23 protein-coding genes are annotated in these 26,399 nt (G+C 49.9%); 7 read left to right on the plus strand and 16 right to left on the minus strand.

The genetic code is table 11. The annotated features are described in order from the left end of the window. Window positions 1-20: 20 nt before the first annotated feature. From HPL003_RS01030 to HPL003_RS01085, 12 genes are all read right to left on the minus strand, one after another. The gene (locus HPL003_RS01030) at window positions 21-1,712 is read right to left on the minus strand and encodes a glycosyltransferase (protein WP_014277772.1); all 1,692 of its coding nucleotides are present in this window, start codon (window positions 1,710-1,712) and stop codon (window positions 21-23) included. Between the two features lie 60 nt (window positions 1,713-1,772). Continuing rightward, window positions 1,773-2,891, minus strand: coding sequence for a CgeB family protein (locus HPL003_RS01035; RefSeq protein ID WP_014277773.1), 1,119 nt, complete (start codon window positions 2,889-2,891; stop codon window positions 1,773-1,775). Window positions 2,892-2,924: 33 nt separating this feature from the next. Next, window positions 2,925-4,016, minus strand: coding sequence for a CgeB family protein (locus HPL003_RS01040; RefSeq protein ID WP_043922274.1), 1,092 nt, complete (start codon window positions 4,014-4,016; stop codon window positions 2,925-2,927). Between the two features lie 181 nt (window positions 4,017-4,197). Beyond that, complete coding sequence (locus tag HPL003_RS29525) at window positions 4,198-4,560, minus strand: FliH/SctL family protein (RefSeq protein ID WP_014277775.1); 363 nt, start codon at window positions 4,558-4,560, stop codon at window positions 4,198-4,200. 27 nt (window positions 4,561-4,587) lie between these two features. After that, a complete protein-coding gene (locus HPL003_RS29530; RefSeq protein ID WP_014277776.1) occupies window positions 4,588-4,857 on the minus strand; it encodes a hypothetical protein in 270 nt (89 codons plus the stop codon). Further along, a complete protein-coding gene (locus HPL003_RS01055; protein ID WP_043922275.1) occupies window positions 4,857-5,189 on the minus strand; it encodes an alpha-helical endospore appendage domain-containing protein in 333 nt (110 codons plus the stop codon). Before HPL003_RS01055 ends, HPL003_RS29530 begins: the two co-directional genes overlap by 1 nt. Before the next feature lie 29 nt (window positions 5,190-5,218). Beyond that, window positions 5,219-5,506 carry a hypothetical protein gene (locus HPL003_RS01060; RefSeq protein WP_014277778.1) on the minus strand — a complete coding sequence of 96 codons (288 nt, stop codon included), beginning with the start codon at window positions 5,504-5,506 and terminating at the stop codon, window positions 5,219-5,221. A gap of 119 nt (window positions 5,507-5,625) precedes the next feature. Further along, on the minus strand, window positions 5,626-7,128 hold the full coding sequence (locus HPL003_RS01065) for a glycosyltransferase family 2 protein (protein ID WP_014277779.1): 1,503 nt from the start codon (window positions 7,126-7,128) through the stop codon (window positions 5,626-5,628). A 72-nt stretch (window positions 7,129-7,200) separates the two neighbouring features. Beyond that, window positions 7,201-7,932: a sugar phosphate nucleotidyltransferase gene (locus HPL003_RS01070; protein WP_014277780.1), complete on the minus strand. Its 732-nt coding sequence runs from the start codon at window positions 7,930-7,932 to the stop codon at window positions 7,201-7,203. Next, window positions 7,929-8,729, minus strand: a complete 801-nt coding sequence (locus tag HPL003_RS01075) for a glycosyltransferase family 2 protein (protein ID WP_014277781.1) — start codon at window positions 8,727-8,729, stop codon at window positions 7,929-7,931. The genes HPL003_RS01070 and HPL003_RS01075 overlap by 4 nt, the downstream gene beginning before the upstream one ends. Beyond that, a complete protein-coding gene (locus tag HPL003_RS01080) occupies window positions 8,726-9,661 on the minus strand; it encodes a glycosyltransferase family 2 protein (protein ID WP_043922276.1) in 936 nt (311 codons plus the stop codon). Before HPL003_RS01080 ends, HPL003_RS01075 begins: the two co-directional genes overlap by 4 nt. After that, a complete protein-coding gene (locus tag HPL003_RS01085; protein WP_014277783.1) occupies window positions 9,658-10,596 on the minus strand; it encodes a glycosyltransferase family 2 protein in 939 nt (312 codons plus the stop codon). Before HPL003_RS01085 ends, HPL003_RS01080 begins: the two co-directional genes overlap by 4 nt. 571 nt (window positions 10,597-11,167) lie before the next feature. Here HPL003_RS01085 and HPL003_RS01090 point away from each other — a divergent pair. From HPL003_RS01090 to HPL003_RS01100, 3 genes are all read left to right on the plus strand, one after another. Further along, on the plus strand, window positions 11,168-12,943 hold the full coding sequence (locus tag HPL003_RS01090) for a M4 family metallopeptidase (protein ID WP_014277784.1): 1,776 nt from the start codon (window positions 11,168-11,170) through the stop codon (window positions 12,941-12,943). Window positions 12,944-13,488: 545 nt separating this feature from the next. Continuing rightward, on the plus strand, window positions 13,489-15,276 hold the full coding sequence (locus HPL003_RS01095) for a M4 family metallopeptidase (protein WP_014277785.1): 1,788 nt from the start codon (window positions 13,489-13,491) through the stop codon (window positions 15,274-15,276). Window positions 15,277-15,753: 477 nt separating this feature from the next. Continuing rightward, on the plus strand, window positions 15,754-17,562 hold the full coding sequence (locus HPL003_RS01100) for a M4 family metallopeptidase (RefSeq protein WP_014277786.1): 1,809 nt from the start codon (window positions 15,754-15,756) through the stop codon (window positions 17,560-17,562). A gap of 187 nt (window positions 17,563-17,749) precedes the next feature. On the opposite strand, the gene HPL003_RS01105 is transcribed toward HPL003_RS01100, so the two are convergent. Together HPL003_RS01105 and HPL003_RS01110 are read right to left on the minus strand one after the other, a co-directional pair. After that, entirely contained in the window at window positions 17,750-18,607 is an 858-nt protein-coding gene (locus HPL003_RS01105) for a WIAG-tail domain (protein ID WP_014277787.1), read from the minus strand. 47 nt (window positions 18,608-18,654) lie between these two features. Then, window positions 18,655-19,815 (minus strand): glycosyltransferase family 4 protein, encoded by a 1,161-nt coding sequence (locus HPL003_RS01110; RefSeq protein WP_014277788.1) that lies wholly within the window; start codon window positions 19,813-19,815, stop codon window positions 18,655-18,657. A 224-nt stretch (window positions 19,816-20,039) separates the two neighbouring features. Between HPL003_RS01110 and HPL003_RS01115 the strand changes: the two genes are divergently transcribed. Together HPL003_RS01115 and asd are read left to right on the plus strand one after the other, a co-directional pair. Further along, entirely contained in the window at window positions 20,040-21,167 is a 1,128-nt protein-coding gene (locus HPL003_RS01115) for a YheC/YheD family endospore coat-associated protein (RefSeq protein ID WP_014277789.1), read from the plus strand. Between the two features lie 88 nt (window positions 21,168-21,255). Then, window positions 21,256-22,053: an archaetidylserine decarboxylase gene (gene asd, locus HPL003_RS01120; protein WP_014277790.1), complete on the plus strand. Its 798-nt coding sequence runs from the start codon at window positions 21,256-21,258 to the stop codon at window positions 22,051-22,053. A 265-nt stretch (window positions 22,054-22,318) separates the two neighbouring features. Here asd and HPL003_RS01125 read toward each other — a convergent pair whose 3' ends face one another. Next, the gene (locus tag HPL003_RS01125) at window positions 22,319-23,104 is read right to left on the minus strand and encodes a helix-turn-helix domain-containing protein (RefSeq protein ID WP_014277791.1); all 786 of its coding nucleotides are present in this window, start codon (window positions 23,102-23,104) and stop codon (window positions 22,319-22,321) included. Between the two features lie 182 nt (window positions 23,105-23,286). Between HPL003_RS01125 and HPL003_RS01130 the strand changes: the two genes are divergently transcribed. Further along, a complete protein-coding gene (locus HPL003_RS01130) occupies window positions 23,287-24,585 on the plus strand; it encodes an aminotransferase class I/II-fold pyridoxal phosphate-dependent enzyme (protein WP_014277792.1) in 1,299 nt (432 codons plus the stop codon). Between the two features lie 119 nt (window positions 24,586-24,704). Here HPL003_RS01130 and HPL003_RS01135 read toward each other — a convergent pair whose 3' ends face one another. Beyond that, entirely contained in the window at window positions 24,705-26,039 is a 1,335-nt protein-coding gene (locus HPL003_RS01135) for an ATP-binding protein (RefSeq protein WP_014277793.1), read from the minus strand. Between the two features lie 149 nt (window positions 26,040-26,188). On the opposite strand from HPL003_RS01135, the gene HPL003_RS29535 reads away from it, so the two are divergent. After that, window positions 26,189-26,314: a hypothetical protein gene (locus tag HPL003_RS29535; protein ID WP_014277794.1), complete on the plus strand. Its 126-nt coding sequence runs from the start codon at window positions 26,189-26,191 to the stop codon at window positions 26,312-26,314. Window positions 26,315-26,399 lie beyond the last annotated feature (85 nt).

Below are 26,399 nucleotides of genomic sequence, written 5' to 3' on the forward strand. Positions count from 1 at the left end.
CTCAACGATCCGGCGTGCTTTCACCCGGACCGTTGTTTTTTGTGGCGTCCAGCCTTGAGCGTTAGCCGCTTCCGCTTGTGCGGATGCAGACGCCTCGACACAGGCTTGAGCTTGAGTTTTCGTTTGAGCTTCCGCTTCAACCTGTGTTTCTGTCTGGACTTGGATTTCGGCAGAAGCCCTGACAGCGGAAACCCGTGAATGCGATAGCTCCTGCTGCTGGCGTTGCTCTTACCCTTGCGCTTGCACGTTCTGCTATGCTTGCGGGCCGCTGGCCATTTCGCTCGAATGCCACGCTTGCCATGATGCAGGTCTGGCTGTGACTCCGGCTGTGGCTCCGGTACAGGAGGGGGTGGCTGTGGCAAGCCCGGAATGGCCGCATACTCGATAGGTGGCAGACTAAGCAGAGGCAGTTGGCAAACCACCGATTCGGGAAATTCTCGAATGGTGCTGGTACATACCTCCGGTATAGCGGTGACCTGACGTAGCCCTTCGCCTTCCCTCGTCCATACAGGTCCGCCTGGCTGTTGAATTAACGGAAACCAATGCGGATGGTGGCACACCCATTGACTAACCATGAGATGTAAGTTGCCTCGATAGGAATCAGATCCGTATACACGTGTAGCCGCGCTGTAGTTCCGTATACCAATCCGTTCCACTTCCTTGGGATGATTGAGCAGATAGCCCACCTTTTCCGCCAGCATATCGCTGTTTCCCGGCTCTACCAAAAACTCAGTATTTCCAGTCGCCTCCATCAGCTCCACAAGTCCGCCCTGGGCAAAGGCCACAACCGGCTTGCCGTAAACCAGCCCCTCCAGTGCCGTCAGACCAAAGCCTTCCTCCACCATGCTCGGGATGACAACTATATCCATCGCGCTATATGCGGTGGATACAGATTCCTCAAATGAGCTGAACTGGAATCGCCGGCTGTAACGGGATTTGCGGATTAAAGAAACGCATTTCACGTAATATGCCGAATCCACCGAGCTGCCGATGATCCAGAAGCGGCAGCTCGAATTCGTTTCACACAGCTTCAGAGCCATTTGAACAAAAGGCAACAGTCCTTTGGGTTCGTAGATAAAGGAAGAAATATAACCAATACAAATATGTGCTTCCTTCAACCCCAGCTTTTCACGTTTGCGTTTCCGTTGCAGCACATGCTCTTTGTGAGGTGGCATATCCATATCCCGACAAGGAGACAACACCGTATGCGAACGTGTCAGCCCCGCCCCGTGCAAAGGCCGCAAGACGGCTTGCGAAATACCGATGACCCATCGGCTATAACGCTCGATGATGGAGACCGAGACAGGTGTATGCTCATTCTGGTTAATGACTTCGGTTATTTTCCAGACCACCGGAATATTCAACTCATGGGAAGCCATCGCGGGCATGACGTTCACACAGGTATTGACCAGCACCACATCGGGACGCTTTTGCTGTAGCAACTGAAGCAACGGTGCGTACGAAGCATGGTTTCGCAAATTCTCCACATCTTGCGCCAATCCCTCATACGGGGTATACATGCCGTGCAGCATGGGCATGTTCTGAATTTGGACGGTAATCCCGCGCTTGCGGGCAATCGTGGTCAGCCGCCCTTCACCGGGCGTCACCAGAATGCAGTCGAAGTACGTACGAATGTCTACACAAAATTGCAATAACAGCTTCTCCGCTCCCGTAATGCTGCGGACATTGCTGACATGGCTGAATAGCATCATTTTCGGTTTGATCGGAGTTCACCTCCTTTAAAATAGCAACCATCGGGCGTATGAAACGAATTATGGAAATACGATCGACAGCATCTGGTCAATCCGGTGACCATACGTGTGCTCACGCAGTGTCCGTTCCAGGGCACGCAAGGCAATCCCACGGCGTTCCTTTTCGTGCGTCAAATAAAACTCAATCTTCTCCAGCAGCTCCTGTTGGGAACTGTACGTCTCGATCTCTTCTCCCGGTTTGTAAAAACGAGCCAGATCATCCCGTGTGTCGGTCAGTTGCAAGGTACCGCAGGCAGAAATTTCGAACGTGCGCGGATTCGGCGACGCCCCCGGAATTTTCAAAGCATTGTTATTCACTGAATCATCCTGATGCGAACGATGAAGATTAATGACAATTTTGCTGCCATTATACGTATCATTCGTCTCGCCCGGAGACATCCAGCGGCCTATCTCGATTTTGTCTCCGTACGCTTGATAATCAGGGAGACGATCCCACCAAATTCCGTTGATTTTAATATTACGAGCCATGAGCTGCGGCATAATCGGATTAAAGAAATAGATGCGATTCCAGTAGGCCGAACCGGTAAACCCGATTTCACGCCGTACAGAAGCGGGAGAGCTAAGCGGGAAATATTGATTCAGAAATGCCGCAAAGGGCAAGTAATGTACAGATGAGCAGCCAAGCTGACGGTACATTTCAATGCAATTCAGCTCTAGCGTGAACACATGGTCATAATGCGGGACAATTCGGACCGTCGTGTCCGTATAATAGGGATCATCCGTTAGCCAAATGGCGGTCGGAATACCCAACTGACGCACCGCTTCCACCTGTTCCAGTGGAAGGTCCATCCCATCCAGCGCCAGCACCAGATTCGGATGGAGCTGAGCAGCAATATCACCTACGGGCTGACGCGGGTCGGTTACAGTAACCTGAGCCGTCATACTTTGCAATGTGGTAATAACCGCTTCATCCAGCGGAGAATAGGGAAGACCTTTACCGGAGACTACATACAGTACATGGATTTGTCGAATAGGAAAAACCGCCTTCGTCCGGGTAAGAATCGCATTGGCGCGTCCGCGCAAATAGCCTTCGTCGTAACCGTCACTGATTCCCGCAGCTCTCCCCTTTTCCCAGGAAGCTGTGGCCGGGTCAAACGGTCCTGTCGTAGATATCGTCATCACTTTCACTCCTCACTGTTTTTGGTGTTTACTTTAGGCCATCGCCTTGTCCAGCAATTCTTCCATACGATTCGTGTACAGATGCTTTTGCATGGTGGTGTGCAGCCCGCGCCAAGCCATGCGTTCACGTTCCCGGTCATGCTTGAGATAGAAGTCCAGCTTGACCTTCAACTCCTCTACTCCACCAAAGGTTTCAATGTCATAGCCCGGTCGGTAATAGCGGCTCAGATCCTTCCGAATGTCCGTCATCTGGAGCGTGCCACAGGCAGCAATTTCGTAGGTCCGGGGATTAATGGACTCCGCTGACAGCTGATGTGTATTCCGGTTATCCAGTCCGGGGTCCGTCGGACGATGCAGATTGATAACAATTTTGGAGCCGTTATAATATTTGGCTGTTTCCTCCGGCTCCATGAAGATTGGACGGATAAATCGTTCCAGCACATCTCGACGGGTCAGCCGCTCCCAGCTTCCACCCACGATCAGCACCCTTTTATCCGCTAAAAAAGGAGCGAGGTGGTCAAACAGTTTTACGCGGTTCCAGAAGGCATTCCCGATGAAGCAAATGTCATGCTGGTGCTCCCGTTCCACCCGCCGGGGATAAAAGATCCGGGCTGACACAGCAAGCGGCAAATAGTGTACCTGTGCCACTCCCTGATCCCGATAAAACGGCAGGCATGACATCTCGTGCGTAAATACAACATCGTAGGATTGGCAGATCAACGCCGTATCCTCCGTAAAGTAGGGATCATCTACAAACCATATGGCCGTCCGAATACCCAAGCCCCGTATTTGCTTCACCTGCTCCAGATGATCCGATGGAAAAACATGCAGCCCATTCATGACCAGCACGAGCTCAGGTCGGTGGGCCTCGGCGTCAGCCAGCATCGTGGCAGGAGTACCGATGACGAATTCACTGCATATTTGGCTTAATGCCTCTTGTACCCCTGTGTCTATTGCGGGGAAGCCTTGGGGAATATACAGCACTTTCAAATGGCGAACAGCAGGCTCCTTGGCCACGACCTGTGACAGAGCAGCCGTGCACCCCCCCATTCTGCGTCCTTCCCGGTAGCCACATTGATAGGCTTCGCGTTCATTCCCGCTTCGTTGATCGTTCACATCCTTCACCCTGTCCTGTTGTAGGATAAACTTCTGTCACTCCTAAACTATATGCGGAGGGGTCAAACGCATCATGGACGACTGCCACTGCCCGGACAAAATTGGCGTTTGCCCGTCCACCTGTCAAACAACAAATAACCCCAAAGCTGTTAGCTTCGGGGGATCAGCGACAATAGATGATGTTCACGGTTTACTGGGCCTTATATGCGACTTGGTGTCCTTCTTCGTAGCCTTTGGCAAAGCCTGAATTGAAACCCTCGTTATAGGCAGCATCATATCCCTGCTGGAATGCCTGTGGATCATGCTCCAGCACAACAGGCTCGGGCTGTGGAGGATTCTCCGCAGCAGGGACTGTCGCCGGGGTGGGCTGAGGTTTTTTATGCCGACGCAGATGAGGACGTCTTCTGCGGGCGGAGTGAAGCCCTCTTTTACGCCGTCTTAAAGCAAGCAGACGTTTTCTTCTCAGCTTTAATCTTCGGATGCTCAAACGCCGGATGCTTTTGCGTCTTCTGCGGGCTTTTCCCCGCGTGCCGCGTTCCCACCTTATTCTCATGCTCATTCCTCCTTAGTTTCCTCGTCGTTATTTCGTTTTTGGAACAGGTAGCTGGAGCCACGGCTGAGTCGGTTTTCCATACACCAGCCGTCTTAATGGGATGCCTGCCAACATCTGCGTGATTTCCCCCTGGTAGTTGCTGAGTATACGAATGGTTTCCTCCAGACGGGTAGCGGACATATCCGCATGGGGCGTCAAATCCGCAAGACTGCTCAGCATCCGGGCAACGGCGTGCTGGCTGGCAGCAATGGACTCCATCATATCCAGCTTGATCTCACGTTCGCGCCTCATGCTCATTAGCTCATATCCCCCGGTCCCATTCCTCCCATCATCCCTTCCATTCCGCCACCCTGCTGCTCATCCTGATCCAGTAATGCCTTGAGATTACTGCACAGTCCGGTTTGAAGCCGGGTTAAACCCTCCAGCATTTCCACCATCTGCTCATGAATTTCCAAAGGCCGTCCTAATTGTTCTTCATCCGTGTCAAATGCGTGAGGCTCCAGATGATTCAGCGCCCAATTACGCATTTTTTCGGCTTCTACCGCCTTGGCCTCCAGGATCATGGACACATTCCATTGCATTTTGGAAGCTGCGTCCAGCATATGAATCATTGCTTGTTCCCTACTCATGTGTTCACTCCCTGCCCTCGGTTGGTACGTTACTCCTCATCCGGGTATGCCGTCTCTTTCACGATACGAACGAGCATTTCAGCCATTGCTTCCTGAAGATCGGCAATACCGTTCAAGTAGGCAATAATGCTTTTGTTTACTTGTCCCGAGCTGTCGAGAATGCCCGGAATTCCATCAAAACGCGGCTCTTCATCCGGCAGTTCATGTATGATCTGCGACATGCGCACGACCACCCGCCGTTCCGCATCCAACAGCCTTGACATCTGCTGATGCGAGTGCGAAATATGAATCAGCAAATCATCTACCTGGTTATGCATAAGCCCCTCCTTTATGTGCTCCGCCGTGCGGAACGCACGAATTGCCTACGGGCTTTCCGCTACTATAGCGTATGCCGCAACGAGTAGTCGGTTCCGCCTAAAAGCGCCTATTCCGATCATTACAAATGCCCGTGCAGCACAGGTGGCGCAATAATGGGGTGCTCCTCCGCCAAATCCGACAAATCTCCGGGGGACACCAACCGAATCCGGTAATCGGCCGCCAGCCAGCTCATGGCGGCATAGGGGGTAAGGAACGGCCTTTTCCAGCCGTTCCCGATTTGATACAGTTGCCCGCCTACGACATAAAGGACCTCAATCCATCGCATGCGTTGAGCCGGGATATGAAGTGTAGACAGCGTGGGCATATTCTCCAGTTCCGGGGCTGCCAGCACTGGAAGCGGCTCCTCTGACACAAGAGATGCAGAAGGTGAGGACGTAGAAGATGCGGGAGGCGAAATCCCGCTTACAGGATCATAATCGCCGGGAATCGTAACCTCCGGCTTTGGCACCAACGGAAGCGCCAGCAGATCAAGCTGGGACACCCTGACCGGGGCAACGTCTTCGCCTCCTGCACTCCTGGCACTATGCAGAAGCCGCCTTCTCCCCGGCTCCAGACGATATATTGCACCAGACGGTCCCTGAACGAGCGCTCCAATGGGATAAAAGGTTGCCGCTGACACGTGTCTGGCCAGGGTTGGCGATATCTGGCTTTCCAGCTCTGTTGTACCGAATTTCAGGCTGTGGAGCAGCTTATCCGCATCCCCCCATTTTTGTACAAAAAAGGATCGGTTCTGGCTGCTTTCCTCCATCAAACCGCCTTCTCCGGTCGTCTGGGGAGAGGCATAAGCCGTATCCCGATCACTTTCCGTGCAATGAATAAAAGCATTTCCCGCAATGGCTAGACGTTTCCCCAACAAGCGTACACGCAGCAGCCAATCTGCATCTGCTTCCTGACCGCTGTGACAGCCTTCGTCCCAGTATCCCGTCTTTTCCAGCGTCTCTCTGCTCAGCAGTAAACAAAATCCAGCCAGGCTTTTGGTTTCCTGCCATGCGCCCGGATTGGAAACATTATAAGAAATAGCGAAAAGACGTGCTTCATTTTCGTTCGTATAAGGTACCTCAATCTGTTGCTCTCCGAACGGACCGTTCGTTACAGGTCCGACGACACCGATACGTGGATCACTGTGCAAGCACTCCAGTAGTCGATCCAGCCAGGCTGTCGTTACCAGTGCATTTGGATCCAGCACCACAATGGTCGTGCCTTTCGCCATCATCAGCCCCTGATTCAAGCTGCCCGTCAAATGAGTATCTTTTTTTAACAACGCATAACGCACAGCGATGCTTTTACGAAGCAGATAGGTGCGTGTCCCGTCCGTTGAGCCACAATCCACCACAATTATTTCATGTGGCTGGCTTGTATTTTCCTCAATACGATGAATACATGTACGAAGCCGATGAAGCTGATTATAGGACGGAATGATAATACTGACGCCTTCAAAAACCTTGCCGAACGAAGCCTGACCCAATCTGCTGCCCTGCTCCCGACCCCTTTTATATCCCGCCCAATAACCTTTCTTACTGAGCCGCTTGCTGTGTTTCCTTCTTATACTCAGGCGTTTCATGCCGTTCACTCCTCCGGGTGGCATTATGCCCATAATATATGCCTGGCCCGGCCGGATGGTGTATCGCTGAGATCAGGGCAGAAGCCCTTTCATTTTTACCCCGGCTTCCTGAAGGGAAACGAAGGTCCCCGCATCGCTCCAATACCGCCGCAAAATATCGTATTCAAGCTTGCCCTCAGCCGCATAACAGTTGTTAACATCCGTGATTTCAAGCTCACCACGCGCCGAAGGCGTAATTTGCCGGATCTTATCGAACACGGCGGTATCGTACATGTAGATGCCGGTTACACAATATCTAGACTGGGGGTGCTGCGGCTTTTCTTCAATTCGCGCAATGCTCTCCGGCCGCTCGGGATCAAACACAGGTACTCCGTAGCGATGGGCATCCGCCACCTTTTTTAACAATACTCTGGCGCTTCCCGAAGGCTGCTGCCCGAACCGTTCAATAACAGGCCCCAGATCTTCCTTGAACAAATTGTCACCCAGCAAAACAGTGAATTTTTCCCCTGGCTCCATGTAGCTTTTCGCCAGTTCGAGTGCTTCCGCAATCCCGCCCGCATTTTCCTGAATCCGGTACGTCAGTTGGACACCATAATTGCTGCCGCTGCCCAGAAAATCGGTGTACAGCCCGGCCGATTGTTTGCCAATAATAAGAAGCATATCGGTAATCCCCGCCTGTTGCAGTCTTTCGATACCATACACGATCATGGGATACTTGCCGACCGGAAGCAGATGCTTGTTGAGTAATGAAGTCAACGGATGAAGACGCGATCCGGTTCCTCCTGCGAGAATAACCCCTTTCATATCTTCCTTCCTCCTTCGACAGCATGTTCGGTGCCTAAAGCCCCATCGTTTCCAGTCTCGATAAACGCTCTGGGGTCTACGTTCCATTTGTCCATAAACAAACGATAATTCCGCTCAATCAACTGTTCGACCCAGGCAGATTCCGAGCGTGAAAAGCTCGCATTGCCCTGGTGATAGACAAAACAGTCGCTGCACATCAGCAGTTTGTAGCCATGTACACGTGCGCGCAGACAATAATCGTCATCCTCATAATGTCCTGGGTTAAACCGTTCATCCAACAATCCGATCCGTTCCATCAGCTCACGTCGGAACAACAGACAAAAACCAACCAGCCGCTTGACCTCATACCATCTGGACGGATTACTTGCATTATTCTGCTCTGCAAACTGGAGGCAGCTATCCAGATCCCCTGCTAATCCGTCAATCTGCTGAATACCGCTGGCATAATTCGTCACCGGTCCTACCAGTCCCACTGTGCTTTCGCTTCGCAATGCAATCAGCATATTGGATAACCATCCCCGTGTAACCGTCACATCATTGTTCAAAATAAGGAGCTGATCACCCGAAGCCAGCCGAAACCCTTGATTACAAGCTGCAGGAAAACCCCGGTTTTCAGGGAGACGGATGCTAATCAGCCGCTCAGCTTCACAAAAATCATCCGTTCCATCATTTGAAGCGTTGTCTGCAATAATAATTTCATAAGGCACATCTGTCGTATGTGTCCGAATTGCCTCAATACACGGCTTGAGCAGGTGCAAACCGTTATAGGTCGGAATAATAATGCTCGTCAGACTCATCGTGCATTCCTCCCTTTGGCGACGTCGGCCCGTGTTGGAACAGGTCCCAACGGGAAAGCTCCGGCTACCTGAAACACCGCAGCCAGTGCCTCCGCATGATCACCGACGATCAATTGCTCCATGGCATTCCCTTTGCCGGTATTGATAGTCCGCTTGCGGTTTGTTCCAATGACGTCTACGGCATGTACTGCCGTCACCTTCAACCCGTGCAGTACCGCCATAGCATGAGCTTTCGGCGGAACAGCGAGCATAGCCGGACCGAGCAGCTCCAGCGTACGTCGTGATAACGCGTGCGGCACAGCGGTCAAGGAGCCTGCTCCCAGATCCGGCCTGCGCAGCACGCGGTTCAGGAAACCTTTGCACCGGGTCACGCTGTCCTGCCGGAAGTAAGGTGGCAAATGCCTGCTCAAATTATTAAGTGCCACATCCGTTCCTTGATCCACTGCATAGAGGAACGGCAGCAAGTCAACCGCAGGAATCGGCAGATCCCCGTCCACGAACAATACGATTTCAGCCTGCGTCATACGTGCGCCTACCGCCCGTCCGACATCATGCCCGAGCCGAGCCGGCACGCTGACGAGAGTCACACCCGGATGATGCTTCGCTACTTTAGAACGCGTGCCATCCGTGCAACCGTTCAATACGACGATGATGTCCGTAAGAGGCAGCTTTTCCAACTCGCTCAGCACCTCGCCAATCGTAGATTCCTCGTTGCAGGCGCTGACCACTGCGGCGGCTGTCCCCTGCAGCAGCGTATCCCCGGGCAATGCCCGTACCTCCCGCGGATTTGCTGCGGTCATTTTCCCCCGCCGGGGCGCGAGTTTCCTCACCCTGCGGCTATCCATCATAGTCGTCGTTCCATGTCTTCGCTGTGCACGTCGTATGCCCCGGCTTCGGTCATCACGCCTCCCTTTTCGATACGCTCTGTTCACGGCCTCACCTCGTTTCTGATCCGTTTGCGCTTCAAATCCGTATATCCTGCACGCGTTCCCAAATGTGATGTAAGCCAGGCAATCGCGTCAAGATGATCCTGTACAACCACATCCACAAGCGGGTCCCTACCGTTCATTTTTTTACGGGTTGCATTCACTTTACCCACGGCTATTCCACGAACAGTCACCACCCGCAAGCCGGAGGTGATCGTCATGGCCTGAAATAACGGAGGTTTTTCCAAGGACTTTAGACCTATTTCATTTAAGGCCTTTCGACTTATGGCATGCGGAATTCCAGTCATGGATGCCCCTCCTAAATCAGCACGGTTCGACAAAATATTCAATACATGCTTTGCTTCAACCACAGGATGCACCGATGTACGGTCTACTGGCCCATGATAATCATTCAGTGCAATATCCGCTCCCGCACATACGGCTTGTATGAATGGCTTGAGTCTGACGCAGGGAATAACGATATCACCATCCAGAAAAAGCAGTACCTGCCCGGAAGCCGCTTCCGCTCCAATACGGCGACCAATATCATGCCCCAATGGCTGCGAAAAGGAAAGCACTCGCGCGCCCGCCGCTTTTGCCGCCTCGGCCGTCCTGTCGCTTGATCCGTTTTCGACCACGATGACTTCGGTGTGTGGATGAACATGGCGTGCCTCACGGACAACAGCCCTGATCGTTTTTTGCTCATTCATAGCCGGAATGATGACGGATACCAGCAATTTTCCCGTCGAAGACGAACCGGGTGGCCGTTCTTCACCTGTCTGTGCTTCTACTTCTGTGCCTGGTCCCCTTCTTGTTAAAGGGTACGGGGTGATATGCACGGATGGCGTTCGTACAGGCAGCCACACCTTTGAGTAGGGATTATTAGCACTGGAATGCCGCCTGCGATGAGCCTTGAATCCAAATCTTGTCTGCTTCCTCATGCTCCCGCCTCACCTCCCTTGCTGCTGTATGGATAGACAGCATGATTAGGACAGTTCAACATAACCTATGCGTTCTAAAACCCGTGTGTAACGGCAAGCGTGGAGTCTTTTCGACAAAGCAATTTTCGACTTTATTTTACAAAACTTATTAATCCTATTGAATAAATCAGTTATTAGGGTCTAAAGAATCATTTTGGATAAATTTATGACATACATCTTCTCGTTCGTCATTCTCTGTGCTAATATCAGAGCCAGATGATGGAAGTTCAAAAAATTTACATTTGTTTTTTTTGCATAAGACATTTTATTTCCATTATCTGGATTCATTTCGCTTTCACTGCTTTCACTTATACGACAGGAAAGGAGGAGTTTGTCACCTTTTCAGGCTGTACGCTTCACATGCAGTACCCTCTTTTCACACACGCTTCATGAAAGACACTTCGGCTTTTCTTCTTCACGTTCCATTTTCTTCATGTTCCAGACGACAACACGACCTGCATAAACGGCGTAATGCCTATTTCTTAACAGGATGGTCTTCATCCTGACATTAACCGGGGAGAGTGAATTTTTAATGAAAAAAGTATGGGTTTCGCTTCTTGGAGGAGCTATGTTATTAGGGTCGGTAGCGTCTGGTGCATCTGCGGAAAGTTCCGTTTCGGAGCCAAATCAGCTTACGCCAACCTTCCACGCCGAGCAATGGAAGGCCCCTTCATCGTTATCGGGTGACGACATTGTATGGAGTTATTTGAATCGACAAAAGAAAACGTTGCTAGGTGCGGACAGCACCAGTGTCCGTGATCAATTTCGCATTATTGATCGCACGAGCGACAAATCCGGTGTAAGTCATTATCGGCTGAAACAGTATGTGAACGGGATTCCCGTATATGGAGCTGAACAGACGATTCATGTGGACAAGTCTGGTGAAGTTACTTCTTATCTGGGGGCCGTGATTACTGAGGATCAGCAACAAGAAGCTACAGAAGGTACAACTCCGAAAATCAGCGCTACCGAGGCCGTCTATACCGCGTATGAGGAAGCCGCTACACGGATTCAAGCCCTCCCTTCCTTCGACGATACGATCTCTAAAGATGCTAAGGAGCAAGGCAGTGTAAGTAAAGACACTTACGCAGAAGCTTCTAACAACGAGCAAACAACCTCTATTGATAAGGACAAGCTAAGTCTTGAAAAAGCAGCTGATTTGAAGGACAGCAAAATTGAAGCTGTAGAAGCACAAAGCTCCATCGCTAAAATCGCCAATTTACAACCTGAAGTAGACCCCAAAGCTGAGCTGTACTTCTATCCTACTGGCGATACGACGCGTCTGGTTTATGTAACAGAAGTTAATATTTTGGAGCCTGCGCCGCTGCGTACACGCTACATCATTGATGCCAATGATGGCAAGATCGTATTCCAGTATGACATTATTAATGAAGCGACGGGCACAGGTAAAGGTGTGCTTGGTGATACCAAGTCGTTCAACACTACGCAGTCCGGAAGCAGCTATCAGTTAAAAGACACAACACGCGGTAACGGAATCGTGACCTACACGGCCTCCAATCGTCAGACCATTCCAGGTACGCTCCTGACGGATGCCGATAACGTATGGAATGATCCAGCCGGCGTAGATGCTCATGCTTATGCGGCCAAAACATATGATTACTATAAGGACAAATTCGGACGCAACAGTATTGATGGACGTGGCCTGCAACTCCGTTCGACGGTCCATTACGGCAGCCGCTACAACAACGCCTTCTGGAACGGCTCCCAAATGACTTATGGAGACGGGGATGGTACCACATTTATCGCTTTCAGTGGTGATCCCGATGTAGTTGGTCATGAACTCACGCACGGTGTTACAGAGTATACTTCGAATTTGGATTATTACGGGGAATCTGGTGCGTTGAACGAGTCCTTCTCGGACATCATCGGCAATGACATCCAGCGTAAAAACTGGCTTGTAGGCGATGATATTTATACGCCAAGCATTGCAGGTGATGCTCTGCGCTCTATGTCCAACCCTACCCTGTACGATCAACCAGATCACTATTCCAACTTGTATAAAGGCAGCTCGGATAACGGTGGCGTTCATACCAACAGCGGCATTATTAATAAAGCATATTATCTGTTGGCACAAGGCGGTACCTTCCATAACGTAACTGTAAGTGGAATTGGTCGCGACGCAGCTGTCCAAATTTACTATAGTGCCTTTACGAACTACCTGACTTCTACTTCCAACTTCTCCAATACACGTGCTGCTGTGGTGCAAGCCGCAAAAGACCTCTACGGTGCGAATTCAGCGCAAGCAACCGCAGCCGCCAAATCTTTTGACGCTGTAGGAGTTAACTAAATCATAATTGCAATCCCTCTTATTCATCCTCGTCCATAGACCCTTGTCGTTGTGCAGCTGTCATCCAACTCAGCTCATAAAATGGACGAAAAAATAGGGGTGCAGTGTACAAGTCTGCACCCCTTCCCCCCTTATGTATATAGCGTCCCCCAGCGGGACGCTCTTTCGTATTATCAGATTAGCAGCGTATGCTCTAAAACCAGTGTGTTATGGCCATTGCCATTGCGGAGTCATTAACACTTCAACAAGACTATTTTCGATCAATTTCGACTAAATAAGACAAATACAATCTAAATAAGGGTCTTTAGCCTCATTTTGGAGTAATTTGTAATATACATCTTCTCGTCCTACATTCTCTGTGCTAAGATCAGAGCCAAGACGATGTAAACACAAAAAAATAAATTTTGTTTTTTTGCATAAGTTTATTTTTTTCATGGTCTTCACGTTTTAAAAAAAGCAACAAGACCTACATACATGGCGCCATGCCTAAAAACAAAACAGGATGCACATCATCCTGACCTAAATTTGGGGAGAGTGAGTTTTTAATGAAAAAAGTATGGGTTTCACTTCTTGGAGGAGCTATGCTATTAGGGGCTGTAGCCCCCGGGGCCTCAGCAGCGGAGAATTCTGTTCCCGATCCTACTCAGCTTACACCAACCTTTCACGCAGAACAATGGAAGGCTCCTTCATCCGTATCGGGTGACAATATTGTATGGAGTTATTTGAATCGACAAAAGAAAACGCTGCTAGGTGCGGACAGCACCAGTGTCCGTGATCAATTTCGCATTATTGATCGCACGAGCGACAAATCCGGTGTAAACCATTATCGATTGAAGCAGTATGTAAACGGGGTTCCCGTGTATGGAGCCGAGCAGACCATCCATGTGAATAAGTCCGGTAAAGTCACCTCTTATCTGGGTGCCGTCATTTCGGAGGATCAGCAGCAAGACGCCACTGAAGATACCACTCCACAAATTAGCGCTACCCAGGCTGTCTATACCGCGTATGAAGAAGCCGCTACACGGATTCAATCCTACCCTTTTGTCACCGATAACGTTACTGAGGGTAGTCAGGATCAAGGCAGTGTAAGTAAAGACACTTATGCGGAAGCATCTAACAACGAAATATCTACCTCTATTGATAAAACCAATCTTAGTCTGGAGCATGCAGATGAGCTGAAGAACAGCCCCATTGAAGCAGTCGCAACAGAACAAAGTTCCATTGCCAAAATCGCCAATCTGGAGCCAAGTGTAGAACCTAATGCAGAACTGTACATCTATCCTGACGGTGAGACCACACGGCTGGTTTATGTGACTGAGGTTAATATTCTGGAGCCTGCACCTTTGCGTACACGCTACTTTATTGATGCCAAAAACGGAAAAATCGTATTCCAGTATGACATCCTCAACTACGCAACGGGCACCGGCCGCGGCGTGAATGGTGAAACGAAATCGTTCACGACTACAGCTTCCGGCAACGGATATCAGTTGAGAGACACGACACGCAGTAACGGGATCGTAACCTACACCGCTGCCAACCGTCAGACGACACCGGGTACGATTTTGACGGATGCGGATAATGTATGGGATGATCCGGCGGCTGTTGATGCCCATGCCTACGCTATTAGAACCTACGATTATTATAAGAAAAAATTCGGACGCGACAGCATCGATGGACGTGGCATGCAAATCCGTTCGACCGTCCATTACGGCAAAAAATATAACAACGCCTTCTGGAACGGCTCTCAAATGACATACGGCGACGGCGACGGCAAATCATTCACCTTTTTCAGCGGTGATCCCGATGTCGTGGGGCATGAACTCACCCACGGTGTCACAGAGTTCACCTCCAATCTGGAATATTACGGTGAATCCGGTGCGCTGAATGAAGCCTTCTCAGATATTATTGGTAATGATATGGATGGCAGCAACTGGCTCCTTGGCGATGGCATTTATACGCCTAACATTCCAGGCGACGCTCTGCGCTCTCTATCCGACCCTACAAAATATGGCCAGCCGGATCACTATTCCAATTTTTACCCGGACCCTAACAATGATGATGAAGGCGGAGTCCATACAAATAGCGGTATTATCAACAAAGCCTATTATTTGCTGGCACAAGGCGGTACGTCCCATGGTGTTACGGTTAGTGGTATCGGACGCGAAGCGGCTGTATTCATCTACTATAATACCTTTACGAACTATCTGACCTCTACTTCCAACTTCTCTAACGCACGCGCGGCTGTTATTCAGGCAGCCAAGGATTTCTATGGTGCTGATTCGCTAGCAGTAACCAGTGCTATTCAATCCTTTGATGCTGTAGGAATCAAGTAAATCATATGCCGTATTTCTCGTAATTACTCCTCATTCAGTAGACAGAAGCCTGTTGTGTGGCAATCATCTAATCCTACTCATAAGCGGACAAAAAATAGGGGGGCAGTGTAAGTCTGCACCCCTTCCTCCTTGAGTCTAGGGCGTCCCGTTCTACGGGATGCCTCTTTTTTTCGATTTATTTCGACGATATATGACAAACAAATTAATATTTTGGGACTATTGAATCATTTTGGAGTTATTTGTAAAATAATTCTTCTCGTTCGACAATCTCTGTGCTAATATCAGAGCCGAGAAGATAGAATTGCAAAAGATTAAACCTCATTTTTTTGCATATGGAAATTTCTTTCCATCCTCTTCGTAGTTCTATCCATAATCTTCAAGCTTCAAAAAGGAACAACCAGACCTACATACATGGCGCAATGCTATTCAAACAGGATGATTTTCATCCTGACATGAACTTGGGAGAGTGAGTATTTAATGAAAAAAGTATGGGTTTCACTTCTTGGAGGGGCTATGCTCTTAGGCTCTGTAGTACCTGGGGCATCCGCAGCGGCAGCGGAGAATTCTCTTCCCGATCCCACTCAGTTTACGCCAACATTTCAAACCGTAAACTGGAAGTCTCCTTCATCGGTATCAGGTGACAACCTGATCTGGAGCTTTTTGAATCGACAACAGAAAACATTAATGAGTATGGACAACACCAACAGCGGTACCAGTATCCGTGAGCAATTTCGGATCGTGGATCGAACCAGTGATAAATTCGGTACGCAACATTATCGCCTAAAACAGTATGTGGACGGAATCCCCGTATTTGGAGCTGAACAGACCATCCATGTGAATAAGGCTGGTAAAATTACTTCTTATCTGGGAGCTGTCATTTCAGAAGATCAGCAAGCCGACGCTAAAGAAAATACAACTCCAAAAATCAGCGCTACTGAGGCCGTATATACTGCGTATGAAGATGCAGCTACACGCGTTCAATCCCTCTCTTCCTCTGCTAATAACGTTTCTGAACCATCCGAGGACGTTAGCAGTGTAAGTAAAGACACCTACGCAGAAGCATCTAACAACGAAGGATATTCCTCTATTGACAAGGATAAGCTGGAGCTGGAAAAAGAAGCTGAACTGAAAAATAGTAAATTGGAAGCGGTAGAGCCTGCATCTGCACCTATCGCCAAAATCGCCAATCTGGAACCCAACGTGGACCCTAAGGCAGAGTTATACATCTATCCCGATGGAGACACAACACGTCTGGTTTATGTAACAGAAGTTAATATTTTGCAGCCTACTTTACTGCGCACACGTTACTTTATTGATGCCAATGACGGCAAAATCGTGTTCAAGTATGACATCCTTAATGAAGTAATTGGTACAGGTCGTGGTGTATTCGGGGATACCAAAACGTTCGAAACAACGGCTTCCGGTAAAAAGTACCAATTGAAGGATGCGACTCGTGGTAAAGGTATTTTAACTTACAATGTTCACAATACCGAGACGCTTCCAGGCACTCTTTATACAAGTACAGATAACGTATGGAAAGATCCGGCTGCGGTGGATGCCCATGCTTATGCCATTCGCACCTATGATTATTATAAAGAAAAATTTGGACGCGACAGCATCGACGGACATGGCATGGCTATTGCCTCGGCAGTCCATTATGGGGAAAAGAACTACAATAATGCCCACTGGGGCGGCACCCATATGCTATACGGAGACGGTGACGGCACGCTATTCGCCCCTTTCAGCAGCGACCTTGAAATTGTTGCTCACGAGTTGACTCACGGCGTGACCGAGCATTCATCCGGGCTGGTGTATTTCGCTGAATCTGGTGCTCTGAGTGAAAGCATCTCAGATATTATCGGTAACGACATTGAGCGTACCAACTGGGATTTTGGCAAGGTCGCTTATACACCAAAAATTAAGGGTGACGCCATCCGCTCCCTTTCTGATCCTGTCAAATACGGTCAGGTAGATCACTACAGCAATTTTTATCCTGACCCGAATAACGAGGATTATGGTGGGACCCATATTAATAGCGGTATTATTAATAAAGCCTACTATCTACTGGCACAGGGCGGCACTTTCCATGGTGTCAAGGTGGATGGAATCGGACGTGATGCCGCCGTATATATTTACTTTAATGCCTTTACTAATTACCTGACCTCCACCTCTAACTTCTCTACCGCACGCGCTGCTGTTATTCAAGCAGCCAAGGACAGCTATGGTGAAAATTCAATAGCAGTCATTTCTGCCATGAAGTCCTTTGACGCTGTAGGTGTGAAATAAGTTGAGTTATCCTCATCCATGGATAGAAGCTATGATAAGCAATCTTCTGGCTCTACTTAGGATGTACAAAAAGAGGGCGATATTACCATTACAAGTGTGCCCTCTTCCCCCTCATGTATACGGCGTTCCTTCATTGGGACGCCTTTTTCTTGTTGTATGCAAATTTGCAATCCTGTGCAGGGGTCTTTTAATCGTGCCCGATTGCAATCCACAGAATCCAACCTTCACAAACCGAACCTGCGTGACTGCGTTCCACAGTGAACACCGCTGAATCTCTCTGACATTTCGTAACAGATACGATTACCCCAGGTATGCTCGCATTACCTGTGATTGCATAACGCACGTCCTGGAATGGCTGCTCAAACACAATGTTCACATCATCCCTGTCCGCTTCTGCGGGAATGTAAAAAGGAATGCTGCCAAACCGTGTGGAGGCCACTCTTGAATTAAATGTATGCTCACGGAGAAGCCCGTCATCATAAGTCACGGTAAGCGGAGGTTCGTCATCCGAAAAAACAGCAGCAGGCTTGTCAGCGGACAACGCTACCCGCTGCTGCTTGGGACGATGCCTGCCTTCAGCAATGTGGATACTGGTAATGGAGCAATCCAGCAACGAATCCTCCTCTGACTGACCTCTGTACGCTATAGACGATATGCCTTCTTCTGTATTATGTTCCATATCTGCCTCAGGCACAGACAGCAGCAGTACAGACGCCCGGTTCATGAGCATGGCTTCCTCCAGTGTCTTGGGAAGCTTATGCTTCCGCCATGCTGCTTCATCCATAGTGCTAGGATCATGAGCTGAAGCTTGGGTATCTATGACTGACTTTACTGCCGTTTCTCGCTGGACCGGTTTGCCGTTGCCGGATGAGGAAGACGTTTTATTTTTGTCTATACGAGGGGAGGGAACCGCGTTGGAAAGGTTACGCCGCGCTGTTCTTTTATCCTTACTATTATGGTTCATACGATGGTTCATCATGACCGCTCCTTTGGCACAGGAGTGAACCAGCGGTCGCTCCGCTTCATTCACCCGGCTGGTAATCATGGCTAATGCCTATATATTAGCCTATGCTCACAGTTGGGCTCATGTCACTACATTACGCTATCCAGCATGATTTTCGCCCAGCGCTGTGCTGAATGCTGCCATAAAAATCGTTTTCGCACCTCGTTAAGCCCGGCCTCTCCCATTCGCCGCCGCAATTCAGGCTGCTGAAGCAGTCCGATGACGGCAGCAGCTATTTCCTGCTCCCCCTGAGATGGCGAAACAAGCCAGCCCGTCTCCCCATGCCGTACAATCTCCGGAATGCCACCTGTATGGGAAGCAACTACAGGTACGCCTGCGGCCATCGCTTCCAGATTGACCAGCCCGAAGGCCTCATTTCTCACCGAAGGAACAACGGTCACATCGGCCAACTGATATAGCGAGGCCAATGCAGGATGGGGAACATAGTCGAGAAACTCGACGTGCTTTCCCATCCTGAGCTTACGCGTCTGCCGATGCAGCGACACCGAGTAAGGCGTGAGACGGTCCTGCCCATAATAGGCGCTGCCCGCAATGAGCAGCAGGACATCCGGGCAGGTACGGACGATGCGCGGCAGGGCCTTGAGTAGCCGATGAACGCCCTTACCCGGCACCAGCCTGCCCGCGTAGAGTATGATGCGGCGGCCTGCCCAGCCGAAATCGTTCAGCCGTGCTGCTCTGACCGCTTCTGCCGCAGGTGTCCAGCGCGGTAGGAAATCGCCAGGATGAATGCCCAGCTCATTTATAGCGATGCGTTGCCTGACAGCATCAGAGCTGTCAGCGGCCACGGCTGTCCTCATGTAGGCGCTGTTCACGATGATCCGCTCCATCGGCAACAGCAGTCGATCCACTGCCCTCCGTTTAAGATACGGCTCCCGGATAAAAGTGGTCGAATGCAAAGTCAGCACGACCCGGCTATCGGGCAAAGCGTTGTGGATCGCATATGCCGCAGCCGGGCGGTTGTGTACATCCACCACCGCAGGTGACCATCTTTTCAGGTCAGCAATCACCTCGGGAATATAACTTGGCCCCTGCTTATAACGTATGCAGGGCACCCCGTCCACATCGGCGTTATCCGGTACCTCTTCTCCCCGTATGCCATATATCTGTACCTGAAGCTTATCGCTGGCTAGCGGTACCATATGGGCAATAACCCGCTCCACCGAGCTGCTGCGGGGCGAAGGTATAACAAAAGAGCCCGGTGTAATCACTGCTACCTTCGGCCTCTGCATCAGCCCTGCACCTTCTTTCCTCTTTGATTCAAGCTCTCTTTCTGCAAATTCTCTTCAACACTCATGGTGTATCATATCGTCTCCTTGCCTGAAAGGTGCCTGGCTCCTCACTTTGGGCAAGCAGCAAGGCTACCGTCCATGCCTGACCGATCTTTGATACATATGATGGACTAGAACCACTGAATTGTCAGTTGGAGTCACAACAAGGAAGGGCGGACATACCCATGCTGCATGTCGGCGTCATGCTCAACCCGGCAGCGTACCGGGGCATCCCCGCCATGAGGACTGGATATGAATCACTCGCCAATTACGTGGACGCCGGGTTGAGCCATGAGCTAATCCCCTGCTTTCTTCGTTTGGAGGAAATTCATATACCGACCGGAACATGCCGGGCTTTTGTTAAACACGGTAACGGCTATCAGCAGATGACTCTCCCGTTGCCACGGGTCATCCACAATCGGACTCTCTATCGGCAAAACGAAAACGCCAGTGAAATCAACAGACTGGTGCAGAACGGAATTTATATTTTTAATGAACAAAACCGTTTCCGTAAGGACCACATACATGCGATATTGCAGCAAGACCCTCTGCTGCACCTCCATCTTCCGCGAACGCTTCAAGGCAACCTGGCTTCCATTCGTACTTTGATGGAGCAGACCGGAGATGTCGTCATCAAGCCAAGCAGCGGGAGCATCGGCAGAGGAATTATGCGCCTGAGACATTCCCGTGGTGACTGGACTTTACAATGCGCACATCCCGCTGTACCCGATCGCTGGACCACACTGCGCCTGCACGCCGGAGAACTGCCTTCATTTCTGCACAAGCGGCTGTTGCATAATCCTCATATCGTGCAGGAAACCTTACCGCTCGCTATGTATAACAACCGCCCTTTTGATATTCGCGTGACAGTTCAACGCGGATATGGCGGCTTTTGGAGCGTTACGGGCATGTTTGCCAAAATTGCTCCCTCCCACACCTTCGTTTCCAATGTGGCGCAGGGTGGCTCAGCCCGTTTCTTGCCAGAGGTGCTGTCACAGGTACAAACGGCTCAGCCAATGAACACAGCCCGTCTGATGAAAGAATTGGAGAGGCTCGCGTTGCAAATCGTCCATAGGCTGGCACAAAACCTTCCCCGGCTCGCCGATGTCGGTCTGGACCTGGGCATTACGCAAGAAGGCGAGATTGTTTTTATCGAATGCAACGGTCGCGATCAGCGCTACGGATTCAGCCAGGCGGGCATGAACAATGTCTGGAAAGAAACGTACACTCAGCCGATGGCTTACGCACGTTGGCTTCTCGAACGGATGACCCCGGCGGACACCGCCCGTTCACTCGACCGTCCACTGTATTGATTTACGTCACATTCTGTGTCAATATAGTTCAGAGCGGCCGGACATGTTCCGGCCAAGACGGCTCGGAAATGAACAAGGGGGATCTGAAATGGCAAAACAGTGGCTGCGGCTCATGACTGAGCTATCATCGCGCAAGTGGGTGTGCCGGGTTGTGGGTTCCTTCGCGCAAAGTGGTGCAAGCCGACTTTTTATCCCCACCTTTATACGTACGTACCAGATCCAGACGCATGAGGCTGAACAGGAATGGAGGGAATACCGTTCCCTGAACGCCTATTTTACACGCAAATTAAAAGCGGGCATGCGCCCGATTGATACGAACACTGAGGTGATGACCAGTCCAGTGGATGCGCGGATTACGTTCACTGGCCCAATTACGTCCGGCACTATTTTGAATGTCAAAGGTCAGGACTATACGCTGGATGAGTTGCTTAACCGTTCGCCGCGTCTTGAGAAATACACGCACGGCTATGCCTTTGTGCTGTATCTCAGCCCGACCGATTATCATCGGATTCATGCGCCGGTATCCGGTACACTGGTGGAGAAGGAGCATTTGCGCGGCAAGGTATATCCGGTGAATGACTTCGGCTTACAGCACATGAGAGCGGTTCTGAGCCGCAATGAACGGCAGATTACGTACATTGCCCATGAATACGGCGAGGTGGCGGTCGTCAAGGTTGGCGCGATGAATGTAAGCAGCATCAAATACACCGATGATGATGCTGTCTCATGGGAAAAAGGCGAGGATCTCGCATATTTCGAATTTGGATCAACCGTCGTTTTGCTGACCGAAAACGGCACATTTGATCCTGACCCTGTACTGAAGTTGGGAGATGTAGTAAGAATGGGGCAGCGTCTCGGCTGCTTCCGGCACGATCCCAAAGCGTAAGCGAGTTCGCTGTTACAGCCTGACAACAACACATATGAAAAAGGACCCGGCAGCATTGCAGGTCCTTTTTTGTGTTTATCTTTTTATTCGTTATGGAAATATGCTCAGAACCACACGTTCATTTCCCACCTCTGGTTGATAGCGTCGCCGGGAAGCTGAAAATACTCCATATCCCTCTCTCTGCTAAATCCCCTGACTTCACAAGCTTAGAGAAGACTACCCATTATGGCTGAATCTGAAACAGCCTGTCCACCCGCTCATTCCTTCACCTGATCTCGGACGGACTTTTCCCCGTGTACTGCTTGAATTGGCGGCTGAAGAAAAAAATATCGCGGTATCCCAAAGCCTCTGCCACCTCAGTCACATTCATTCCGGCATGCAGCAACAGATGCTGTGCGCGCTCAATTCGCATGCTGATGATATGAGATTGAGCGGAAACACCCAGCAACTCCTTGAATTTGATTGAAAAATAGCGCGGTGACAGCCCTGCCCGTGCCGCCAAATCCTCGACACGATGAGGAAGCCCCGGATGCTGGCGCACATAATTGGCCGTTTCCCGGATGACCTCGGTGAGCTGATGGCTGGCCGGCTGTTCCTGCGGCTCCTTGCGGTCGGCACGCAGCAAATGTATCATGAGCTGCTTCAGGATTAGCCTGCCCTCCTCCTCGGCCCCGTAAGCACGTTCCAGGCGCAGACGGACGTACCTGGCAAGCATATGCTCCACCTCAATCGTTTCCTCCAGCATACGATAGCTTGCAGGGATGATCTCCGGCTGCTCAGTAAGATCAAAATGAATATAGGTAAGTATTAGCGGCTTTTGCGGGTTATGTGTGGCACGGGTATCATCCCCCGGCTTGAACAGGAAGCAGCTTCCTTTGCTTACCGGATAGGACTCTCCGTTCAATACAACCGTTCCTTCACCGCTCCATACATAAAATAAATCATAGTTTGGCATCGGCCTTTCGCGCACCTGCCATTTCCAGCCCGGCTCGCACACAATTTTGGCAAAGGCGGACAACAGGATGAACGATGACGCAGACGTATCCAGCAAAATCTGCACCTCCTTATGCTATTCTTTCGTTGTCCCAGATCCCGTTAAATTATAATATAAGCGCAGAACAGCCATTACGCAAAAATAAAGCGTTTTTCTTTTTCAGGGACGCTTTTGCGTGACGCTTACCGTGTGTAATGCTATAATATGTAATCAAAATGACTTGGAAGGATGAAACCGGAATGAATCCACTGGCAGCGCAGTTAAACCGCAACATTCAGGCAGGCAACGAGCATGTATATGAAATGCTTTCTCTTTTAGGTAAAGAGATTTATTTCCCAAAAGAAGGGATTTTAAGTCAATCCGCTGAGGCGGGGAAACTTGCTAAAAAGTACAACGCTACAATTGGTATTGCTACCGAGGGTAGCGGTCCCATGCATTTGGAGGTCATTCAGGAGAAGCTGTCTGCATACAGCCCCAAGGACCTGTACCCTTATGCGCCTCCTGCGGGCAAGCCCGAACTGCGTAGTGTATGGCGGGAAAAAATGCTGAAGGAAAACCCGTCGCTCGCTGGAAAAAGCTACGGCCTACCTGTGGTTACGAACGCGCTGACTCATGGTTTGAGCATCGTTGCCGACCTGTTTACGGATGAAGGGGATGCTGTCATTTATCCGGACAAAAACTGGGAAAATTATGAGCTGACCTTCGGTATTCGCCGTCATGGACGATTGGTGAATTTCCCGTTGTTCACAGAGGACCAACGTTTTAATAGTGAGGGGTTACGTGAAGCGCTGCTAGCGCAGAAGGAATACGGCAAAGCCATCGTTGTGCTGAACTTCCCGAACAACCCGACTGGCTATACACCGGGAATCGAAGAGGGCAAAGCGATTGTTGCTGCCATTCAGGAAGCAGCAGAAGCAGGCATCAATGTTGTAGTTGTGACGGATGACGCTTATTTTGGCCTGTTCTTCGAGGATTCGCTGCATGAATCGCTATTCGGCCAGTTGGCTGGACTTCATCCAAGAATTTTACCAGTCAAAATTGACGGAGCTACCAAAGAAGAATTCGTGTGGGGCTTCCGTGTCGGATTTATTACCTTTGCTTCGGAACATCAGGATGTACTGAGCGCACTGGAGCAAAAAACATTGGGAATCATTCGGGCAACAATTTCCAGCGGCCCTCACCCGTCGCAAACCTTCGTACTGGATGCTCTCAAATCACCGGATTTTCAGCAACAGAAGGAAGAAAAGTTCCAAATCATGAAAGGCCGGGCCAACAAGGTCAAGGCGTTACTTGATAGCGGAAAATACGGAGATGTATGGAGTTACTATCCTTTCAACTCGGGTTATTTCATGTGTCTCAAGCTGAACGGCTTGTCCGCCGAACAACTGCGCACACATCTGCTGGAGCAATATGGGGTGGGAACGATTGCACTAGGTGAGCATGATCTCCGTATCGCATTCTCCTGTATCGAGGAAGAATATCTGGAAGACTTGTACGACATTGTTTATCGTGGTGTGCAAGACTTATTGAACGCCTAATCTAATCGGTCGGTATTAACTGGTTAGACTTATAGCTGGATTAAGCGGTGTGCCGGATGTTGCGGCATACCGTTTTTTTTATATCCCCTGTTGAACGATTCATTCACAACTCGAAGCACTTATCCCTCAGCAGCCAGCAAAGATTGTTGTGCCATCGGCAGCAAAATGATAACCTCCGTACCCGCTCCCGGCTCGCTCTCATACCGTATACTGCCGTTCATCGCTTCAATCATGCGAAAAGAGACTGCTGTTCCCAGCCCTGTCCCTACTTCTTTGGTCGAAAAAAACAAAGTGCCTACCCGTTCCAGATGTTCCGGGCTCATGCCTTTTCCAGTATCCTTGATATTCAGACATGCCTTCTCTTCCTGAACTGCCAGCTTTATGTATACCTTGCCTCCATCTTCCGCAGCCTCAATCGCATTTTTCGTGATATGAATTAGCGTCTGCAACAGTTGATTACGATCCGTATGTAGATATATTTCATTCCTCAGCTCCGTCTGCATTCTTACGCCTTGCTTGGCCGCCATCGGTTTCAGGAGCAGAACAATCTGTTGAACCATACCGGACAGATCCATCAGCTCCGTCTTCCCAATCTGCGGCTTGGATAAATTCAAATAGTCGCTAATGATTCTTTCAGCCCGATCCACCTCCGCCAGCGCCAACGCCATATATCTGCGGTTTTTTCCTTCCAGCCCTGACTGGGCCATTTGCAGGAACCCCTTTACTACCGTCAACGGATTACGAACTTCGTGAGCCATGGAAGCGGCCAGTTCCCCTAACGTATTGAGACGTTCAGCATATTTGATCTTTTTTCTCATCTCTTCCCGTTCGAGACTAAACTCCATCCAGCAAGAGGCAGCTCCGATATTTAGAAATTGAATTATAGCAAACCAAAGAACCCCCCTGATCAGCTCGACTTCATCCTCATCCAGTCTGCCGTTGGCCCAGGAATGCATCATAAGAATAACCAGCATGATCACATTCATCCACACACTCATGAGCAAGTTTATCAACACCCGGGCCAGCATGCCTTTGAGATGCATAAATTTTTTTCTCACCAAGAGAGGTACGAGATAACATAACAGCATGCTAATCAGCCCCACCCCGATGGAATCAGGTCCAACATAAATGCGGGCCATCATCATGAGTGTTATATTCACCAGTCCTGCTCCGGGACCAAAATATAAAACGGAGAGGATCAGCGGAACATATCGGAGATCCCAAAACAAGCCGTACCAGCTATACGAGAAAATAAGACAAAGCACAGAAGAGATACCCAGCACCCCTCCCATGAGCAATGGGGTCTGTTTCATATGTCGATAATCCGATAAAGCGCTGTACACCAGCAAGGGTACAAAAACCAGAAATATATTCACGAGCAGCTTGTCTGCCAGCATCTCGTCGTTCCCACTTTCCAAGTAATAATGATTATATACTTCTTCTATTCTCGACAAAACGTGGCTTTTCCTCTCTATTCCCCCATATCCGCTGAAAAAAACAAGGCGCTCCGGCAATCCACCTCCACATTGGCCCACGCAATCCGAAAACCCGCTTCATAATATACGGTGTATCCTACAACACAATGACTGAGAGGAGAATGAGCATGGGAGCAGAAGAAACAAGAGGCGGTTACGGTGGTTACGGTGGTTTCGGCGCATTCACAAGCACAGGAACGATTCTGGTGCTGTTCATTTTGTTAGTAATCATCAGCAAAACGATTTTCATCTAAGCAGGCGGACATCTGCGCCCACAGCTACAAATAGCAGCATCCTCACAAAAAAAGGTTATTCCGCAAACAGCCCTTGCTGCTTGCA

The organism is Paenibacillus terrae HPL-003 (genome assembly GCF_000235585.1).
GTDB lineage: Bacteria > Bacillota > Bacilli > Paenibacillales > Paenibacillaceae > Paenibacillus > Paenibacillus terrae_B.

What these genes read in the sequence shown, in the direction of transcription:
- HPL003_RS01030 (WP_014277772.1), bottom strand. Translation starts at nt 1,712, where the DNA reads ATGATGCTATTCAGCCATGTCAGCAATGTCCGCAGCATTACGGGAGCG.
- HPL003_RS01035 (WP_014277773.1), bottom strand. Translation starts at nt 2,891, where the DNA reads ATGACGATATCTACGACAGGACCGTTTGACCCGGCCACAGCTTCCTGG.
- HPL003_RS29525 (WP_014277775.1), bottom strand. Translation starts at nt 4,560, where the DNA reads ATGAGAATAAGGTGGGAACGCGGCACGCGGGGAAAAGCCCGCAGAAGA.
- HPL003_RS29530 (WP_014277776.1), bottom strand. Translation starts at nt 4,857, where the DNA reads ATGAGCATGAGGCGCGAACGTGAGATCAAGCTGGATATGATGGAGTCC.
- HPL003_RS01055 (WP_043922275.1), bottom strand. Translation starts at nt 5,189, where the DNA reads ATGAGTAGGGAACAAGCAATGATTCATATGCTGGACGCAGCTTCCAAA.
- HPL003_RS01060 (WP_014277778.1), bottom strand. Translation starts at nt 5,506, where the DNA reads ATGCATAACCAGGTAGATGATTTGCTGATTCATATTTCGCACTCGCAT.
- HPL003_RS01065 (WP_014277779.1), bottom strand. Translation starts at nt 7,128, where the DNA reads ATGAAACGCCTGAGTATAAGAAGGAAACACAGCAAGCGGCTCAGTAAG.
- HPL003_RS01070 (WP_014277780.1), bottom strand. Translation starts at nt 7,932, where the DNA reads ATGAAAGGGGTTATTCTCGCAGGAGGAACCGGATCGCGTCTTCATCCG.
- HPL003_RS01075 (WP_014277781.1), bottom strand. Translation starts at nt 8,729, where the DNA reads ATGAGTCTGACGAGCATTATTATTCCGACCTATAACGGTTTGCACCTG.
- HPL003_RS01085 (WP_014277783.1), bottom strand. Translation starts at nt 10,596, where the DNA reads ATGAGGAAGCAGACAAGATTTGGATTCAAGGCTCATCGCAGGCGGCAT.
- HPL003_RS01090 (WP_014277784.1), top strand. Translation starts at nt 11,168, where the DNA reads ATGAAAAAAGTATGGGTTTCGCTTCTTGGAGGAGCTATGTTATTAGGG.
- HPL003_RS01095 (WP_014277785.1), top strand. Translation starts at nt 13,489, where the DNA reads ATGAAAAAAGTATGGGTTTCACTTCTTGGAGGAGCTATGCTATTAGGG.
- HPL003_RS01100 (WP_014277786.1), top strand. Translation starts at nt 15,754, where the DNA reads ATGAAAAAAGTATGGGTTTCACTTCTTGGAGGGGCTATGCTCTTAGGC.
- HPL003_RS01105 (WP_014277787.1), bottom strand. Translation starts at nt 18,607, where the DNA reads ATGATTACCAGCCGGGTGAATGAAGCGGAGCGACCGCTGGTTCACTCC.
- HPL003_RS01110 (WP_014277788.1), bottom strand. Translation starts at nt 19,815, where the DNA reads ATGCAGAGGCCGAAGGTAGCAGTGATTACACCGGGCTCTTTTGTTATA.
- HPL003_RS01115 (WP_014277789.1), top strand. Translation starts at nt 20,040, where the DNA reads ATGCTGCATGTCGGCGTCATGCTCAACCCGGCAGCGTACCGGGGCATC.
- asd (WP_014277790.1), top strand. Translation starts at nt 21,256, where the DNA reads ATGGCAAAACAGTGGCTGCGGCTCATGACTGAGCTATCATCGCGCAAG.
- HPL003_RS01130 (WP_014277792.1), top strand. Translation starts at nt 23,287, where the DNA reads ATGAATCCACTGGCAGCGCAGTTAAACCGCAACATTCAGGCAGGCAAC.
- HPL003_RS29535 (WP_014277794.1), top strand. Translation starts at nt 26,189, where the DNA reads ATGGGAGCAGAAGAAACAAGAGGCGGTTACGGTGGTTACGGTGGTTTC.